The sequence below is a fragment of the Haloplanus vescus genome (genome assembly GCF_900107665.1).
GTDB classification, from domain to species: Archaea; Halobacteriota; Halobacteria; order Halobacteriales; family Haloferacaceae; genus Haloplanus; species Haloplanus vescus.
The window spans coordinates 65,327-83,169 of record NZ_FNQT01000004.1; the positions used below are offsets into that span (position 1 = coordinate 65,327).

The following is a 17,843-nucleotide window of genomic DNA, read 5'->3' on the forward strand; positions in this document are numbered from 1 at the left end:
ACTATTGTAAACTAGTGAAACTAGCCTCCTAGCCTACTAGCGAAATAACGGCCTAGACGGCCTGAAACGCCAATTCTACAGAAACTCTTTATGCCTGAACCCGATAGTGAGCGCTACGGTGTGAGAGGCCTGTTCGAATACTATGACCGACTACAAGAGAGCGAAAATCCAGTTCCTCGAATGGCTGCAAGGACAAGGAGAGCACCGGGGATACAGCCCCGAGGTCAACTACGATGCGAAAGTTATCTTGGAACGTCCACGTCTACTAGCCCGGTCCCGAGCCTCTGTTGAGCAACGAAGATACCTGAATTTCAAAGTCAACGACGAGATTGAATACAAGAACGACGAGTTCGAGAAGGTGTACTCTATCATCTTGGATCTGCACGACGGCAGTAACTGGGATGCAGAGCTGGATACGTTCTATCCGTTGCCTCTGAGATTAATCAACAATCTCGCTAACAAGGATATCAACGAGGACCATCCGGTTACGATTGACTTGTCTCACCCTGGTGTGGAGCGTCAGAAGAACCGATTACAGACCCTGTTCCCGATCGAGGAAGAGGAAGATCAGGAACCACCGGCGGAGCGAATCACCGACAACCGGACCAAGGAGCTCAATGACATCGCGAAGAATCTGTAACACTATTTCTCCTGATTTGGAGGTCATTCACGTACGCTTTCGTGTGACCGATGCGCGCGCTGTATACACACGGCCTAAACAGACTATCAGCAACTGAGAATTTCACCGGGGATTGTGGTAAATCTATTCACCGAACGAAAGAACCCGCCTTGCCTTGTCAAGAGGCGACTGTTCCTCCCGGCCTTCTTGACTCGGCTCCTGACCGAACCCGCGCTCTTTGAGTACGGCCTCCAGACGGTCGCGTTCGAAGCGGACGGTCGTGAGTTCCGTTCGGAGTTGGTCGACCTCCGTCTCTAATTCCTCGATTCGCTCTGATTTCCCCTCCAGTTTAGCTTCGAGACGTTCAACCTTCGCTGCCAACAGCCGGTTCTTTTCGCGAAGATGAGCTTGATCTAGGTCACCAGATCGCTCGTCGCTCGCAGAGGCAGTACTGGCTGGCTCCGATTCATCGCCAGCCGCGTTCTCATCAGGGGTAACTCGCTCTCGACCGTGTTTCAGCCCTGCTGTTTCGATGGCTTCCAGCGTCTCGTTGTATGTTTCGTAGCCGGGGAATCCCTCGTAGGTTCCATTCTCTCCCTCACGATCGACGAACGCGTCCTCGGGACAAACCTCGAGCGCGACAGCTGCTTTCCGAACGGCCCAGAAGGGCATCTGGTCGTAGGACCCGCCGTCGACACGGTCTGATCCAGCCTCCGGGATCCACACCGGGATGTCATAGCCGACGCTCCGGAGTTCGTCGACGGCAGCCCAGTAGTCTTCGCCATCCAGGTTCGCATCGGCGTCGGCAACGATCCCCGTCGCGAGCGCCATCAGTTTCGCCGGCCCACCCCCACCGTTCACCTTTGAATCGCCGAAGGTGTTGGCCTGCTCGTCGACGAAACAGGACTGACCACTCTCACTGTGGCGCCAGCACGGATCGAACTGCGGCCGCGGCTGGTTTGGATCCGTATCGTAGGCATCGCTCGCGTAGTGACGGGCAATCTCGGTGATATCGATGTTCTCGACAGCCTCGTAGACGTCCTCTTTGAACGGCGAAATGGGCCGGCCTTCGAGGGTACCGTCGAGTTCTGCCAACCGCTCCTCACGTCGCTGGAGCGCCGCCTCACGTTGTCGCTGACGTTCACGTTCCCGCTCACGCTCCGCTTCGACCCACGCCTTCAGCGTTGCCCGCCACCCGTCGTGGTCCTCGTACAGATCCGGCCAGAGTGTCGCGACCAGCGAGTCGACACAATCCGTGTGCTCGACTCGCGTGAGATCATCAGCCCAGCTGACCGCCTGCTCGATAAGGGTGTCATCGACGGTCTCGAACGGACGGAGCTCGTAGCGGACGTCGTCGGTCGCGATGGGCGTGACGACGGCATCGTGATCGGCGTGGATCGAGAGTGGCGGCTTGTACTGGCGGTTCTTGTTGTTCACCCAGTCGGGCTGGATGACGTCGCCGGCGCCGTCGACGCGTTCGTTCACGCGGGCCTCTGCCTCCTGGAGCCATACGTTCGAGCGGTCGAGGAACTCGTCGTACACTCGTTCGAGCGCATCCGGATCCTCGCTGAAGTGGTCCGCAATCGGGAGCGTGGCCTCCGGTGCCCCGAAGACGTACGCGCCCCCAACGGAGTCCAACGCATACACCGCGTCCCGCGTGCCGTAGAGCGTCGCATACTCGTCGACGTAGGCGTCGAGCGTTCGCTCGACGAGCGCCTGTGTCTCGGCATTGAGGTCGCCTCGCTGGGGCTTGATGTCGTCGGCGAGGTCGATATCGCCCCAGGCGGGAACCGCCCGGAGGTCGGCATACCCGGGGGTCGGGGGCTCATCCTGCCAGACAGTCGTCTCCTCGGACTCGTCGTAGCGACAGGGTTCCCACTGCTGGAAGGCGGACGGTGTCTTGTAGGTGGTGACGGCGTAGAGCGTCCGTTCGAGGCGGTCGTGGATCTCGTCGTAGTCACGATCGAGGCGGGCAACCCGCCCGCGCTGCGGATACCCGGCCTTGATCGCCTCGACGTCGTCGTGGTCGCGTTTGATGTACCATCCGACGAAGTCGTTCAGCCCGATGGTCGGGTAGTCCTTGACGGTCGCCAGTGCCTCGTAGACGGGGTTGGCACGACGGTAGTACTCGCGGATAGCTGATTCGGAGAGCGTCATCTCGTGTGCTCCTGCACCTCCTGACCGGGCGCGAAACGACTACGCACTGGCATCGCTTGGTCCCTCCTGGTCGCCGGCGTCGGACAACTCGATTCCGACGTAACACCGCCGCGTCTGGCCGTCCAACCACTTCTTGTCACGCTCGAACTGAGCGTGGTCGCGAAGCGTCTGTGTGAATCGGTTTTTCGGCTTCACCTCGTATCCCCCGGCCGCCGCATACTGCTCGTAGGCATCGTAGACCTCAGCAACCGCGACAACCCCGTCGTCGGATTCAGTGAGCCGGTCCTGGACGAATGCCTGAATGCCGTACGGGTCCACCTCGTTGTCTTCTTGCGCGTCGGAATCGATCGAGTCATCCGGGGGTTCCCCTGCTGGATGGAGCGTCCTGTCCTGGATCGCGTCCACGAGTGCCGGAACGGCGGTGGCCGTCTCCGTGTCTGGCGTGTAGATGTCGAGCGTCTGGTCGCTCTCGGTGGTCGCAATCGCATACGTGCGCTCCGTGTAGTCAGGGATCGGGAGGTCGGTACTGGGCACGAACGGGCGCTTGACAGGCACCCACTCCGCTTCGAATGCCTCGCGAGACTCGTAGGACTCGGGGAGCTCTCCCGGCCTGAAGACGGTGTATGTCTCGCTATCGGCGTCGTAGCTGTACGTCGCAGGGAACTGGTCTTTCGACACGGCGTCGAAGGAGTCTATCCGTGCGTGCTGGTCCCCGGCACTATCCTCGAGGACGAACGCCCCATCCCGCTTGAACCAGCGGGTGTGGCGACTGCCGCCAGTGGCCGGTCGGACGGCTGTCACCCCATCCGCGGCTCGCGCACCGCCGTTGAATGTGACGTTGTGGTTCATCGTATACAGCCGCGTCTCACCGGATGAAAGCTGATTTCGCGGCTCGCTGAGGATTTTCGCGAGCCGGTCGGCGACCTCGCCGGCTGGTTGATCGTTATGGTCTGCGACGACGAACAGCGGGATTCGCTCCTGTTCCTGAGCTTTCCGGAGGTTCGAGAGAACCTTCGCCGGGCGGACGTGCGTGGTGGTTTCGACTTCGACTTGGAGTTCCCAGTCGAGATCCGAATGCGTCGCGATGGCGTCGGGGCGGGACTCCCCGTTCTGATCGAGGACCTCCACAGAGAAGCCCGCCGCTGCGAGCGACTGCTCGACCGCTTCGAGGACTGTGTCGTGGTGCTCGCCCCCGCCGGTCGGTGACGTCGACGTGTCGGGCGTGGCTGCCTGCTCACCCTCGTCTGTGAGCCGACACTGCACCGACGATGCCCCGTCCGGGAGATCGACCTCGATGAGCGAGGACGCCTCCCGCACTTCTGGTAGTGTCTCGTAGCCCTGCGCCTCGATGGTGCCTTCCTCGATGCGCGAGAGCAGTTCCTCGTCGACGTCCTCGACGGACACCCAGCCGTTCGTCTCGCGGACCTCGTTCGACAGCTGGACGGCGCGGATCGCACGGGCCATCGCGACTTCCAACGGTAGGTCATCCGCGTTCTCCAGAGCGACGTCAGTCGCAGCGTCACGGCTCTCCACGGTCGTCCCGCCAGCCACCCCGTAATCCTCTCGGGTATGCTCGTGAACGGCCTCTAGGGCATCCTGGAATCGCTCTTCCTGCGCACCAGTCAGAGGCTGCTCGCTATCGGGATGACCGGGCGGAATCGGGAGGGGTTCGATACTGAATGGGTCGGGACCGGTTTCGCCGAACTCCGGACTCGGGAGCTGTGCGATCCACTCGCCACGCGGGAGGGAACTAATCCGATTCTTGAACTCGACGGGATCCATCGCCTCATGTGAGAGTGCCTCGGCGATGTCGGCGTCGACGGCGATCTTCCCGACGAGGGGACTGCCGATATTGTTCAGGACGTTCAGGTAGACCTCGCGGTTGCCGGCCTCCTTCATCTGCTCGGGGAACTGCGTCACGAGTTCGATGGACAGCCGGAACTCCCGCCCCTTTTCGAGCAGTGTCGTCAGCGTATCTGAGACGACGACCGACGACGCCTCGTCGATGAGCAGGTTCGCCACGTAGTCGTCCGGCTTGCGGGCCAGCTCGTCGCCGTCGCGACGCTTGACAGCGTCATAGAGTTGCGTCAGAATGACTCCGGTCATCACGCGGGCGGCTTCGTCGCGGAGATCGCCGAGGTCGAAGATGACTACCTTGTCCTCGTCGAGGAGGTCGCGGAAGTCGAACTGCGACTGGGTATTGTTGAAGATCCGTCGGAGGTGGGCGTCCTGCGTGATGTAATCCATTCGGTTGCTGATGCCGCTCACGACGTTCGAGAACGTCGCCGGGTTCGAGCGCAGGTGTCGCTCCAGCTTCTCCGCGACTTGCGGGTCGCTGGCTCGCGGTGCATCTTCCGGTGTCGAATCTGGTGGCCCGGCGGCGTGAAACTGGGTCACCGCCTGCTCGAACTGGTCGTGGGTGAAGTAGTTCGTATCCTGCCGGAAGTGCCCGTTTTCGAGGCCGTACTCCTCGTCGTACATCGCCTTGATGAGGTACTTGATGAGCGTCGGCGAGGCGATGGCGTCCTCGTACCGCTCCGGCCCCATCACGAGTTTGATGAGCTCTTCGTAGTGGTCGGCCTTGTCCTGGATCGCGTCGACGCGACGAACCCCATCTTCCAGCGCCGGCGTGATGTCGAAGAACGCGAACCCAGGTAGGATGTCGGGCACCGAGAAGTGGAGGACGTTCTCTTCGAGGTCCTCGGTGCCGAACCGCTTCCCGTGAGCCCGCATATAGTTCTCTGGGAGGTTCCCGCCCTTGGAGTCGATCAGGAACACGGGGCCCGTGGTCTGGTCGTACAGGGAGAGCGCGTCGTTGATCAGCGCGACCGATTTGCCGGCGCCGCTCTTCGCGAACCGGCCGACGTGGAACGGGAGGAGATGCGGGGGAATCCGCATCGGCTCCGGCGTGGGCGTGCCGTCCTCCCCGAGACCGCGGCCGATCGCCATCCCGGAGTCCGTGAATGCATCCATGTGGTCCTGCGCCGGGAGTGGCAGGGGCGTCCGGCTCTCGGGTTCGGCGTCGGACCCCCGCCCGCCCTCGGTCGTAAGGCCAGTCGCCGGCGGAACGACCACGAAGTTCGCCAACTCAGCCGGCCCAAGGACGAGATCGGGGCGGGTTTTCCGCCAGTCGCTCTTTGTAGCCAACGTAGCGTTGAGTACCCGGTCGGCGTGCTTCTTGGCCCGCCGCCCCTTTCGAAGCCCACGGCGGATGCGCTTCGGTCGGAGCCGATAGTGCGGCCCGTTCAGGTGATCGAACACCGACCCGATATCGTCGAGACGATGGTCAACCCGCTCTCGTTGTCGGTCGGAAGCCACGAGCGAAAGTGCCCGCATATTCACCGTGAACGTGTGCTGTGGCTCCTTCTCGTCGATAGCCTCGACTCGCTCCCGCCCACCGATGTCGAGATACCGACGCTGTCGCCCGGTGTTCGACGGACTCTGTGGTTCGTTCTCCGTGTTTCCGAGGAGTTCTCCGAAGAACCAGTCGACGACCCGGTCTTCGCCTTCACGGAGCTTCCGCTGGCGCTCTCGTGCCTCGTGCGTCCAGTTCGATTTCCGCTGAAAGAGTACTTGGAAGGCGATCGGGTGTTCGGCCCGGGTCAGCTGATCGATGAGTGACGCGAGCGGGGCCCGAGCGTGATCGTCATCGTCGTCTTCCGTATTCGTGAATTGGGGGAGTGTCGTCATCCAGTCTTCCCGCCGGGTAGCCTGCCCGTGCCAACTGATTCCCAGTGGGGTCGTCTCATCGACGGTCGGTTGCGTATGGGCCGGCTGGTGATCGGCATCGAGTTCGGAGTCGGACGGACCAGCCGCTGTGGACTCGTCACTTGAATCGGCCTCGAACAGATCCACGTCTTCGTCCTGCGACGTAGAGCTCTCCGACAGCACACTTCCGCCATCACCGACCGGTTCCTGCCCCGTCGAACCGAAGAGAGTCACGGGCTCTGAATCCGAATTTGGGTCTCCGGGGGATTCCTCAGGTGTCCTGGGATTCATTCCGTGGCTATCGTCTCTCCCGGTACTGTGGTCCTGAGATGGGTCTGCTGTCGATGGGAGTAGCTTCGTTTCCAAGTCAAGGGTGACCCGCTCGAACGTGACGGTCGGAGGATACAGCGTCCGGAGGCGTTCCTCGAAGGCATCTAATCGGCGGTCGGCCCCGTAATAGAACTCGACCGGCTCGTCTGCCCCCTCACTCACTGCGAGGAACTCGAACACCGGTGGCGGATCGCTGAAGGGACCGATACTTGCGAGAAATCCGTCTTTGCCAGCGTCAAGGCCGTGGAGGCCGGCCAGCTGGCGGACTACGGTCTCCGGCGCGAGATCGCTCCGGGAGGGAGTGATCCGGATGTACTCGTCGCCGTTAGCCACTGCCGGGCGTTCTGACGGGGTCAGCTCAGTCATCCTCCTGAGAGGTAGTGCTAGTTGGTTCACCGCCGTCGGCACGCGTGCCGGCGGGTCGGCTATCTGGATTCGTCACGCTCGTCGTCGATTCGGGCTCGAGCTCGGCCACGTCCGCAGCGCCGCCGTCGATGACGTGGGCCTCGTAGTCGCTCGCCCGAATTCGGAGTGGGAACCAGCCCTCCTGGTCGATGCCGACCAGCGCTTCCGAGTAGCCGTCCTCGTCCTCTCCGGCCTTCGCGGAGGTAACCCAGTTCACCTGCCGTTCGCTGAGGTCGAACCACTTGGCGATCTTCTCTTTCTCCTCGTTGACGCGGTGGAGGACGGTCAGCGAACAGAGGTTCGCGATGGTGCGTGCCTCCGGCGTCAGCGCGAATTCACCCCCCGTTTGCGTGATAAATTCGAGGCTCAGATCGAAGTGGCGGCTGTGTCGGACGGCCGTCTCCAGGAAGTCCAGCGAGACAGCGTCGTTCATCAGGTAGTGCGCCTCGTCGATACAGAAGACGACGCGCTTGTCGGTCTGCTTGACCCGCTCGTAGACACTGTTGAACAGCACCTGCATCATCAGGCTGGTCTCCGCCCGGCCACGGGTGCCCTCCTCCTGGTGGAGATCGAGGTAGATGACCTTCGAATCGAGGTCGAACTCTGAGGGGCGGGCCAGATTCTCGAGTTCGCCGCCTTCGCGGAACGACGGCCGGAGATCCTTCAGCAGCGACTGGGCATCGGACTGGACGGCTTCCTGCTCCCCATCCGTGACGTAGCCGTACTCCTCGGGATCTTCGACCATCTCTTCGAGGACCGTGATGATGTCGTGGATGGTGGGCGAGTCCCGGGTGTGTGTCTCTGGATCGCGTGTGATCCCGCGCTTCTCGTAGGCTTCCTGGACGGCCCGCCGGAGCGTCTGGTTGCGCTCGCCGAGGGGATGGTCTGCGACGTGCTCGAAGAACGTCGCGAAGAAGGTCATCACCCAGTTGATCTGCTCGCCCCACGGGTCGATGTCGTCGACCTCCTGCAGGACGTGGTCGGGCGTCGGTTTGATTTCCAGCGGGTTCAGCCCCCGCCGGCCACCGACCGTGATCCGCTCGCCATCGAGCGCCTCGTTGACGCCGGCGAACCCCCGCATCGGGTCGAGCATAATGACGACCGTATCCTCGTCGAACATCGCCCGCCGCACGAGCCGGAGCTTCGTCGCGAAGGATTTGCCTGCGCCGAGCCGGCCGATAACCATCATACAGTAGCCGGTTTGCCGTTTGAATCGGTCGAGGATGAGTGGACTCGAATTCAGCGCGTACGTCCCGTATTCGATACCGGGTTCCGCAAACGCACCGGAAACGAAGGGGAACATCGCGCCGACTGCCCCGCCGAGCATCGGCGTCTTGCTGTCGAGCGTCTCGTTGAACTGATCCAGGGCGATCGGGCTCGCTGAGGTAAACGTCTTCAGCTGTGACCACCGGGGCGTCACCGGCGTCAGATTCGCAGGCGCTTGTCGGGCTGTCGTCGACACCGACTCGGCGTCGATGTTCTCGCGATCGTTGCCCCTGACCGTGAGATACATCGAGACGTCGAACGCCTGCATCGTCGTGTTCCGAAGGACGTCGTACATCTCCTGGTGGTCCTCGAGGTCTTTCTCGACGCCCCGGGCGCTCGCACGATGCTTCTCGGTCAGGTACTCGTAGTCGGCTTCGAGGTCCTCGATCTTGTTCTCCAGCGAATCCAACGTCTCTCGCGTATCACGAGGATCGATGTGGATGCTGACATCTGTCTGTTGGGTCTCGGCGGCCGCGTACAGTTTTTCGAGGAAGCCATCCATCGGAGCATCGGGATACTCACCGACCCACAGACTCTGCGCCCACTGGGTGTCAGTCCGGAGGGCGCTGGGCGTTCGCTCGATACTCGACGGCGAGACGACGGTCTGATGGATCTCGGGGATGCCGTCGACTGCCTCACCGTCGGCCTCGTAGTCCACGGTAAACTGTGATTCAGCATCTTCCCCCTCTTCGTCGGGGGCCTCGTCGTCGGTTTCCGAACTATCCGAGCTGGTGAACGGAAGCAGGTTTCCAATCATGACTTGTTGATGACGGGGGACGTTCGAAGCACCTGTTCGGGGTCGCCGTACTCGATTTCCGTGCCGGTCCAGTATTCCGCGATGAGGCGGGTGAGTTCGGCCGCATCAACGGGGCGCGTGTCACACCCCTCGATGCCGCGGAGGCCGCGCTCGACCCGCCGGCGCCGCTCGTCCAGTTCCTCGAGCATCGCGGCTCGCTCTTCCTCCTCCGGCGGCGCCGTGACAATCTGGATGAGGATGCCCAGTACGGGGATCCCAGCGAGCTTTTCGAGGAGGCTGGCCCGTTCGTATCGGACCTCCTCAGGTCGTACCGGAATCAGGACGTAGTGGTCGCGAATGGTCATCTGACGCTGCGCCAGCTCCCGGTCGTACCAGTCGACGTAGTGCTCGATGAGCGCCTGGAGTTTCTCGTTCGATTTGACGTCCGGGTCGCTCAACCGGTCTTCGTACCGCCCGACGTACTCGTCGGCGGGGAACGCCTGCGTCGTCGAGTAAATCTGGATCGGGAACTCGACGGTCGTATTGACGAAGTCCTGGAAGGCCTCCGCCTTCTGGGCCCACTCCTCGTCGGTCGCGAGCGCCATCGTCGGTGGCGACACCTGAACGGCTCCGACAAGGGCCCGATCCGTCCGCTCGATGGCGTTGTGTCGCGGGTAGACGCGCTCGACGTGAGTGTACTCCTTCGCCTCCTCGTGGGCGATCTCCGTCTCGCTGCGGTGGAAGTTCACGAACAGACCGAGCCAGTCGAGACTGTTGGTGTAGCCGGGCGTGAGGTAGACGAACAGCCCACCGAAGGCGATCGCAATCGCTGCGAGGGGGATCGTGAGGGCGGACACCGGAATGCCACGAACGGTGAGTGACGGTGGGATAACGACCTGCGTCACCAGGACTACCAGTACACCGGGAAGACCGGCGACGGCGAGGTCCGTCAGCGAGTACTTCCCGAGGAACTGGGTGTCGGTACCGAGCGACTTCGGAATTCGTTTCGCGGGGTCAGTTGCGGAGCTCATGGGTTGTTAGTGGATATAGCGTGGCGGGTCATCTGCTGAATCTGGATTCCGGTTCCGAGTCTGGGGGTCCCGGAACGCATCGTCTCGATCGAATTCCTCGCCTCCGTCGTTCCCACTACTATCCTCGCTGGTGGTGGAGCCGGCCGTAGAATCATCATTTCCGCCGCCGAGGTTTCCGCCTCCGCTGTTTCCTCCCCCTCCACCGCTGCCGTCGGTGATCGCTTCACGGAGGCGAGAGCCAGTCGTATTGAGTCGTTGGCCGGTAGAGTGGGCTCTCGAATCACCAGAGTTCAAGACGTATTGGCCACCGCTCTTGACTGCGGGCTCATCGCGCACTCCTCGAACGAAGTTTCTCCCACCCTGTTTGGCCGATTGGACTTGTTCACGTCCTCTAGACAACCGACTACGGGCCTTCTCAGCAGACATATGTCTGGCCGCCCTGTCGGCGATGAAGAACAACGCCCCGGCCTGCCAGAACAGAACAAATGGAGAGGCAACGGCGAGAAGCGGGATAACGAGTGCCGTCAACCAAGCCCCGAACTCACCAGCTGAAGGGCCGAAACTCGTTCCCAAGATGTCCCCGAGACGGAACAGGAGAGCAACTGGGACCGTCATAAACAGGAAAGGGACGTAGAACCCGGCCAACTTCTTCATGAATTTCGAGACTAGGGCGAACGGCCCGACGCCAGGGATCCAGAATACAATGAGGAGTGGCATCAGGAACACGAATAGGTAGAGCGCCAGCTGTCTCGCGAGATAAATCAGACCGATCAACACGAATAAGAGCAAATTCGTTGAGAGAGCAACAACTGTGCCGAGCACGCCCATTCCAGTGAACGACAGCGTCTGGAATAGCGAGATCTCTGACACCGAGGGGACGAGGAACCCAGCTAATGCATCCATAAATCGCAACGAGAGCGCTGAGATCCACCACCACGATAAGATACCGAGCAATCCAGCGAAGGCGCGTTTCTTGAGCTTCGAGCGATGGTATCCGTTGAACAAGTGGCTCGTCGATTCAAGGAAAATGACGATCCCAAGCGAGAGACCGTACAGCGATAGCGAAAGCGGGATGATCATCTCCCAGTAGTAGTCGTAAATTCCAGGCCACGCTGCGTTCGTCGGCTGATTGAACACCGAATCTGGATGGGGAGTACCCACCACTGTCCGCAAGACTGCATCACCGTGATTTTCGATGACGGTCTCTATGGGGCTGAAAAGTATCTCAAGGAGTTCTTGGATAGCGTTGATGATAATGTCTCCAAGGGCACCGCCATCGCTGCCCCCGTCACTTTGAGCTAAAACCGGAGCAGTGCCCGTACTCAGTAGCCCGAAGAAGACGACGATAGAGCGAATTAGGAATCGAACGGGACTACGCATTTTCTCCACCCCCGTCCAGTAGTTCAATCTGGACATCTTTACACGGGTGTTGGATCGCGCCTTGGTCGTCGATATGGTATCCACCGGACAGCTCTGCCCGAATCGGTTGCTCAATATCTCCGTGTGGGGTCTGAACAACGACGGTTAATTCTGCAGTATCACTCTCACATGAGACATCGTCGTTGTCATCGATGACGAGAACACCCCGTTGTTTCAGGAATTCCCGTTCAGTACCGGGGCTGAGGAATTCTTCGCTCGCCTCCGGACGCTCGAACGTTGTATCGGCAACGCCGTCTCCTTCGATGACCTCAGGTGCGTTCCGATACGGCGCATTCCGGAAGCCAATATTATACACCCAGGAGGGACCAGTACCGATGTTCTCGACCGTCACAAAGAGCCGACCACTACTGTAGCCATCATCTTCATCGAACTCCGGTTCGACATCGGCTATCTGGATATCGGGCCGGATCTCCAGCGACATCGACTCAGATGTCTCGCCCGAAACGGCGACTAACTCGTACTCGCCGACAGAGTACGTCCCACCAGTTTTGAAGACGATCTGTATTTCGACTCTTGTAGCTCCCTGTGTAACGGTTGACTGTTCGAACGTAGTACCATCTGGACCAATCAGATTGAGTTGGTCGACGTCGTGATCATCAGCCAGCGTCACCACGAGGTTGGGTCCCGCGAAGCTGATTTCCTCAAATACCGAATCTGTAGACGGCGACGTTGAGGACGAACCTGTTGGGGATTCAGTCTGGTTGCCGGGACCATCGGTTCCGGAACACCCTGCTACTCCTGCAAGCAGGGCTGTTCCAGACGAAGCCAAAAGACGGCGTCGACTAATCCACCGTTCCGAATTCCGGTCATGGGATTCTGAATGTTCTCTGATCATTATAGTGACCTCCACGGGGGCCAGATACGCCACCCTGTAATCCGATCGATGAAGAACACTGCAAGGAGGAACAGCGAGACGGGAACGCCGATCCGGAACAGCGTCGACACCAGCTGGAGCACTGAGCCTTGCAGCAGGACGGTATCCGAGTCGCCGGTATAGCCGGGAGGATTGAGCCACCAGTGGCCGGGTTCGTATCGGGCCGACACACCGCCAGGGGAACGTTCAATCGTCATCGTAACGGTTCCGTTCCCGGTCGTGTTCACCCGCTGCCCGTTGACGACAACGTAGCCGTCCCGTTCGGCGGTGTTGATTGGTGCGTCGGTATTCGCGTTCAGGAGCGTAACCCGGACGGTGACGGTGTCTTCGGTCTGGTTCACCACCCCAAGGGTGAGGTTGCTCTCGTAGATCTGGATTCGAGCGAACTCATCGGCGGGCCGCTCTGCCTCGACACCTTTGACGAGTCCCCACGCACGGACGGTTTCAGGCTGCTCGTCGGTCGTGGCCCGCGTCGCGATGCCGTAGCTGGCCGTGTACGGCTCCGTGAGAACGTCCAAGTGGACGTTCGATGGGAGCGTCGGAGGCGACGTCGACGTGCCGTACACATCCAGTATTGTCACGTTCCGGCGGGGCGACGGCGTCGGCCCCGTCTCGATGGGGTACGCGTTCACCTGGAGTGGATGGAGCGGTGAGTGGGCGGTCCGCTGTCCGTCGTCCGAGCTGTAGACCAGCGTATCCCAGTCCTTGTCTCGGGCTGAGTAGAACCGCCAGACACCTCGGACGTCACCGTTGGGCAACTGGTAGCCGAGCCACGGCTGGTTCTTGTAAACGACGAGGCCGAGATCACCGTTCGGATACTCCGCGATGAACCCTGATACCGCGAGGTCGTACTTCGTGACCTCGATGGAATCGGTCACCGTGACGGTCTCGGTCGGGTATGAAACGGAACTCTCCCAGTTGGTACAATCGCCTTCGTCGTTGTGGGCGGTACAAACTTCGACCTCCTTCCGAAGCCGGACCGAGATGTTCGCCTGGAGCGTGAGCTGATGGTCTTCGCCGGCGTATCCATCCAAGGAGTACGACAGTGCCGGCGTGTGGGAACCACCAGCTGTCGTCTCTTCGTCGCCGTCGACGAGGAGTCTCGTCTCCTCAACCTGGTGGCTCTCCAGACTCCAGTAGACGCGTCGATCGCCGGAGGTGTCGTCAGGCGGCACTGCCACCCGGTAATCGACGGTCCCGCGGAGCGTCCCGTCTGGAGCGACGTAAAGCGGCTGTCTGGACGACGAGAGGCGCGCTCGGGTGGACGGCTGAACGGCGAACACCTCAGTATAGGCTTCCTTGATGAACTGGTCGCTGGTGAGGTCCGCATCTGGTGGATGGATCGACACGGAGCTGTTGGTCGCCGGGAACTCTTGGTGGTCGCCCCGGTTCCATCGCTCGACTGCCCGCGGGGGCGAATCGAACGGGACATCGGTCCCCTCGCCAAGCTGCTCGACTGCCGATCCGTTACTCAGATTCGCACCGTCGGTCGCACCGTCTTGATCCCCCGACCACAGTTTGTGAAAGGTCTCCTCCGGGACGCCGTGGTCAGTACTATTCGGGGGATGGGCGCCCACCGGAACGGCGGCTGTCGATGCGACGAGGACGGCGGACATGACGAGTGCGAATCCTGTTGCGTAGTTAGAACCCACAACTCGTGCCGCCGACCACGATGTTGTTCAGGATGAACTGGACGATCTCCGTCCCGAGGGGGGCGACGATCACGCCCCAGAGCAGGCCCTGATTCCGGACAGATTTCATCTCCTTCTTCCAGTCCGAGCGACGGGTGAACGGGATCGCCACCGTCGCGCCGAGCGCGAGGACGCCGCCGATGAGCGGCCCACCGAACTGGATGATGGTGAAGATGTTCTGGATGGTGTCGGCCATATTCGAGTCGCAGAATGCGCTCCCCGGATCCGACTGTGCGGCCGCCGTCCCCACGAACAGGATCAGCGGGAGGAGCGCAAGCAGAATCGGGCCGATGGACCTGTGGATGATCCGAATGACGGACGTCGATTCCTCAGTACTGGCCGGCGTCTCGCCGGAGGGGACCTTAGCACACATCGTTTGTGGAAACGGATAGCACGACCAAAAGAGGTCAGAAAATTTGGATGAATTTGGAGATCTTCAAAGTTCTCCAAGTTCTCTAGAGAAGTTCTCATTCTACCGGGATATATGCGACCGCATAGCTTGGGTGGAACTAATGTCAGACGCGGACACAGCAACCAGCGCCAGCAACTCCGGCTCGGATGTTAGCGACGATGTGGCCCGAATCAATATGCGAATCCCGCAGGACAAATACGAGTGGTTGCAGGAAGAACTCGATTCATTCACGAGTGATACAGCCCGATTCCAGTACCTCATCCAGTTCTATTCCGACCACAAAGAAGACGACACCGACTGCTGATTTACGACCCACAGGGGCGACTTAGACCTGCAGCGGAGCAACGATGAGAAGCGGGCACCCCTCGCCCTCGAAATAGTACTGCTTTACCGTCGTCGCGTCCTCGAACTCGTCCGCATTCTCGGGAAGGGTGATCGTGCGGGCGCTGCTGTGTTCGTGGATCGAGTAAATGCCGAGTTCGGAGAGGTCCTCGCACTCGGCGGGATCCAGTTCTCTACTGACCGCCTCCAACCACGCTTCAATTGACACGGAGGACCGCTCGTCCGTATCAGGTTCACGGGGGGTACTGCGGGGACTGGCTTGTGCCATGATACATTTACACATACTTGCGTCTTATCTACTAAATACTGACGGCCAACGAATTTCTTAAAATCTGACTATGTAACTAATGAAGTGTTTGTCTGACGCAGACCGAATACACGTTAAGAAACGCTATTCTGAGGCGTTGAGACACGCTTGGATATCAGAACCACTCGGAAAAGTCAAAATCACGAGGGGAACGACGACAAGCGACCACCCGACTGGATCCAGCTGTGGAACTGGATTCGACGAGAGATAGGCTACGATGCCAAATACGACAATGGGGGTATAGACGAGGGTCGGTGCGATCGAACCGAGTCGGATAGCGACCGTCGGAGCAGACGGGGCGTAAACGGCGTCGACGTATGGGCCACGTCGATTGACACCGAACGAGACTGATTCCGCATAGAGCCTGTGGACGGCGTAGTGTGCGGACTCGTGGAGGATCCACGCGACACCACACGCGAGTAGGTAGACGCCGAATATCAGAACCGTCTCATGGAACATTGGAATTCTCGCCGAACGGTTCGAGATGGGAGGACATCGCAGTTAAGCCTGAAGGGTAGCCGTGGTCAGCGACCTTAACCAACAAGCTCGTGATCAACGGAAGTCTGTTGGTTAATGTAGAGAGACAGTCGATACTGTCCCCATTCTTCATTCGATCTCGATGACCTCGCCTTGGCCTTCGTGGAGTCGCTCGCGGATTTCAGTCAGCAACTCCTGCCCTTCCTCGTACAGCTCACTCCCTTCATCAAGTGACACCTCATCCGCGTCGAGTTGGTCGATAATCTCTTCGATGCGGTTCATCCGACTCCTGATGTCCGAGTCTTTCGCCATCGCTTAGATCACCCCCAGCCAGAGTGCGGTAATGAGCAGCAACAGCACCAGCAGCACGAAAATTGCGGCCTTGTAGTAAACTGGCGACAGACCCTCAGGCGCGGTCGCCTCTTCGACTGCCTCGGCCAGTTCCTGTTCGTGTTCGTGCTCCCGTTCAAAGGTCTCGTACGCGGCCTCAAGCTGTTGCTCAAGCGGGTCAATGTCGCTAGCCAGGAAGTCACTCCGAGACTTCGCGATGTACTCGCCGGCCGCTGTCGGTGTGATCGCGGCCATATCCGCTACCCGATCCGCGATTAGCCGGTCGTCAGTATGGCCAATTGCCGTGACAATCGGGGTGTTCGCGGTGAAGATCGCTTCCGCGACCCGCTCGGTGTTGAACGCTTGGAGGTTCGAATCGCTCCCACCGCCCCGCCCGACAATAATCGAATCGACGTCCTCGGAGCGGTCCAGATGGTGAATCCCGTTCGCGATAGATGTCGGGGCCTCTGACCCTTGGACGGTCGCATCCTTCACCAGGATGTCGACGGTAGGGTCTTGCTCGTGGATCGCGCTCTGGATGTCGTACCGAGCATCCCCTCGGAGTGAGGTCACAACACCGACCCGTTCCGGGAACGCCGGCGGGCGCTGTTTCTGCTCGTCGCCGAACCAGCCACGCTCTTCGAGTTCGCTTCGCAGTCGCTCGACGGCAGCCGCCTGGTCACCGTCGCCGACGACGATCACTTCCCACGGCTTGAGATCGATTTTCCCACCTTCGACCCAGTAGTCGATATCTCCCTCGAGGATGACTTCGGTCCCGTCGTCGAGGTCGGCGTCCATCTCCCGGTAACGGTTCGCCCAGATCATACAGGGGAGCTCGGCATCGCCGTCGGTGAGCGTGAAGTAAAGCGCCGTACTGTTCTGGTGGAGGTCGGTGACCTCGCCAATACAGCGGACGCCGTTGAGGGCAGGCGTGTCCTGGACGACCGACGCAATCCGATCGTTCAGCTGGGACACGCTAAGGACCTCTCTCGCATCGGGTTCGACCGCCTGCCGTTCGGTATCCGGTGCGTCCGCCATCTCCGTTGCCTAACTTCTGAACAGGAACCTCAAAAAGCTACGTTCGAGTGACAGGGTTGGCTGCGTTACGCAGGCCTACAGGTCGCGGGGCTGGACCGTCTTCCGGTCATTGGCCTCGGCACGCTCTGCGGCGTCGTCGAGCAGTTCGGCGACCTCTTCGTTGAGGGCGTCGTAGAAATCTGCCGAGACGTTGTGGTCCGAAAGTGCGTCCTTCACGGCTGCTTTGACGATAAGGTCAGACATTCCATCGCGGATTTCTCCCGTCCGCTATATATAGGTTCGAAGTTCTCACGTAGTCTTCCTGACCAGTCACACCGAATTCGCCTCTGAGTATCAGAGAGAACATATGCCACCCCTCAAAAATAGGGAACAGGCAGATGCACGATCTAACTGGGTTCCAGCGGGATATCTTGTACGTAACCACCGGGCTCGAGGAACCACATGGGCTCGCAATCAAGGACGAACTCGACGACTATTACGAGCAGGTGATCAACCACGGCCGCCTCTATCCGAATCTCGACGATCTCGTCAACAAAGGACTGCTGGAGAAGGGTGAACTCGACAAGCGGACGAACGTGTACACGGTCACGCAGCGCGGATTGCGGGAAATCGAGGCGCGACGTGAGTGGGAAAGTCAGTATTTAGAAGACGTGAACGCACCCACTACGTCGTAGAATCAT

At 60.2% G+C, this 17,843-nt stretch carries 16 protein-coding genes; 3 read left to right on the forward strand and 13 right to left on the reverse strand.

From position 1 onward, the window contains the following. Positions 1–142 precede the first annotated feature (142 nt). Positions 143–640: a hypothetical protein gene (locus BLU18_RS12135; RefSeq protein WP_092635445.1), complete on the forward strand. Its 498-nt coding sequence runs from the start codon at positions 143–145 to the stop codon at positions 638–640. 123 nt (positions 641–763) lie between these two features. Here the strand turns inward: BLU18_RS12135 and BLU18_RS12140 are convergent, their stop codons facing one another. Genes BLU18_RS12140 through BLU18_RS12175 form a run of 8 tightly spaced genes read right to left on the reverse strand, consistent with a single transcriptional unit; the run spans position 764 to position 14,630 of the window. Continuing rightward, positions 764–2,776 (reverse strand): cell division protein ZapB, encoded by a 2,013-nt coding sequence (locus BLU18_RS12140; RefSeq protein ID WP_092635447.1) that lies wholly within the window; start codon positions 2,774–2,776, stop codon positions 764–766. Between the two features lie 39 nt (positions 2,777–2,815). After that, positions 2,816–7,180 carry a primase-like DNA-binding domain-containing protein gene (locus tag BLU18_RS12145; RefSeq protein WP_092635449.1) on the reverse strand — a complete coding sequence of 1,455 codons (4,365 nt, stop codon included), beginning with the start codon at positions 7,178–7,180 and terminating at the stop codon, positions 2,816–2,818. Continuing rightward, positions 7,173–9,242 carry a VirB4 family type IV secretion system protein gene (locus tag BLU18_RS12150; RefSeq protein WP_092635451.1) on the reverse strand — a complete coding sequence of 690 codons (2,070 nt, stop codon included), beginning with the start codon at positions 9,240–9,242 and terminating at the stop codon, positions 7,173–7,175. Before BLU18_RS12150 ends, BLU18_RS12145 begins: the two co-directional genes overlap by 8 nt. Next, positions 9,239–10,252, reverse strand: coding sequence for a TraC-like domain-containing protein (locus BLU18_RS12155; RefSeq protein WP_092635453.1), 1,014 nt, complete (start codon positions 10,250–10,252; stop codon positions 9,239–9,241). Before BLU18_RS12155 ends, BLU18_RS12150 begins: the two co-directional genes overlap by 4 nt. 6 nt (positions 10,253–10,258) lie before the next feature. Next, a complete protein-coding gene (locus BLU18_RS12160; RefSeq protein ID WP_092635455.1) occupies positions 10,259–11,632 on the reverse strand; it encodes a TrbL/VirB6 family protein in 1,374 nt (457 codons plus the stop codon). Continuing rightward, positions 11,625–12,527, reverse strand: coding sequence for a hypothetical protein (locus BLU18_RS12165; protein ID WP_218124100.1), 903 nt, complete (start codon positions 12,525–12,527; stop codon positions 11,625–11,627). The genes BLU18_RS12160 and BLU18_RS12165 overlap by 8 nt, the downstream gene beginning before the upstream one ends. Beyond that, a complete protein-coding gene (locus tag BLU18_RS12170) occupies positions 12,527–14,218 on the reverse strand; it encodes a DUF8186 domain-containing protein (RefSeq protein WP_218124101.1) in 1,692 nt (563 codons plus the stop codon). Before BLU18_RS12170 ends, BLU18_RS12165 begins: the two co-directional genes overlap by 1 nt. Further along, the gene (locus BLU18_RS12175) at positions 14,208–14,630 is read right to left on the reverse strand and encodes a hypothetical protein (RefSeq protein ID WP_004594540.1); all 423 of its coding nucleotides are present in this window, start codon (positions 14,628–14,630) and stop codon (positions 14,208–14,210) included. The genes BLU18_RS12170 and BLU18_RS12175 overlap by 11 nt, the downstream gene beginning before the upstream one ends. Before the next feature lie 139 nt (positions 14,631–14,769). Between BLU18_RS12175 and BLU18_RS12180 the strand changes: the two genes are divergently transcribed. Beyond that, positions 14,770–14,973: a hypothetical protein gene (locus BLU18_RS12180; protein ID WP_092635461.1), complete on the forward strand. Its 204-nt coding sequence runs from the start codon at positions 14,770–14,772 to the stop codon at positions 14,971–14,973. A gap of 21 nt (positions 14,974–14,994) precedes the next feature. Here the strand turns inward: BLU18_RS12180 and BLU18_RS12185 are convergent, their stop codons facing one another. The 5 genes from BLU18_RS12185 to BLU18_RS12205 form a co-directional block, all read right to left on the reverse strand. Then, positions 14,995–15,219 carry a hypothetical protein gene (locus tag BLU18_RS12185; RefSeq protein ID WP_218124102.1) on the reverse strand — a complete coding sequence of 75 codons (225 nt, stop codon included), beginning with the start codon at positions 15,217–15,219 and terminating at the stop codon, positions 14,995–14,997. 183 nt (positions 15,220–15,402) lie between these two features. Continuing rightward, positions 15,403–15,777 carry a metalloprotease family protein gene (locus BLU18_RS12190; protein WP_092635465.1) on the reverse strand — a complete coding sequence of 125 codons (375 nt, stop codon included), beginning with the start codon at positions 15,775–15,777 and terminating at the stop codon, positions 15,403–15,405. 147 nt (positions 15,778–15,924) lie between these two features. Then, a complete protein-coding gene (gene xseB, locus BLU18_RS12195; RefSeq protein WP_092635467.1) occupies positions 15,925–16,107 on the reverse strand; it encodes an exodeoxyribonuclease VII small subunit in 183 nt (60 codons plus the stop codon). Positions 16,108–16,110: 3 nt separating this feature from the next. Beyond that, complete coding sequence (xseA, locus tag BLU18_RS12200; protein ID WP_092635469.1) at positions 16,111–17,163, reverse strand: exodeoxyribonuclease VII large subunit; 1,053 nt, start codon at positions 17,161–17,163, stop codon at positions 16,111–16,113. 75 nt (positions 17,164–17,238) lie between these two features. After that, positions 17,239–17,406, reverse strand: a complete 168-nt coding sequence (locus BLU18_RS12205; RefSeq protein ID WP_004048632.1) for a DNA-binding protein — start codon at positions 17,404–17,406, stop codon at positions 17,239–17,241. A gap of 134 nt (positions 17,407–17,540) precedes the next feature. Between BLU18_RS12205 and BLU18_RS12210 the strand changes: the two genes are divergently transcribed. Next, the gene (locus tag BLU18_RS12210; RefSeq protein WP_092635471.1) at positions 17,541–17,837 is read left to right on the forward strand and encodes a PadR family transcriptional regulator; all 297 of its coding nucleotides are present in this window, start codon (positions 17,541–17,543) and stop codon (positions 17,835–17,837) included. The last annotated feature ends 6 nt before the right edge of the window (positions 17,838–17,843 follow it).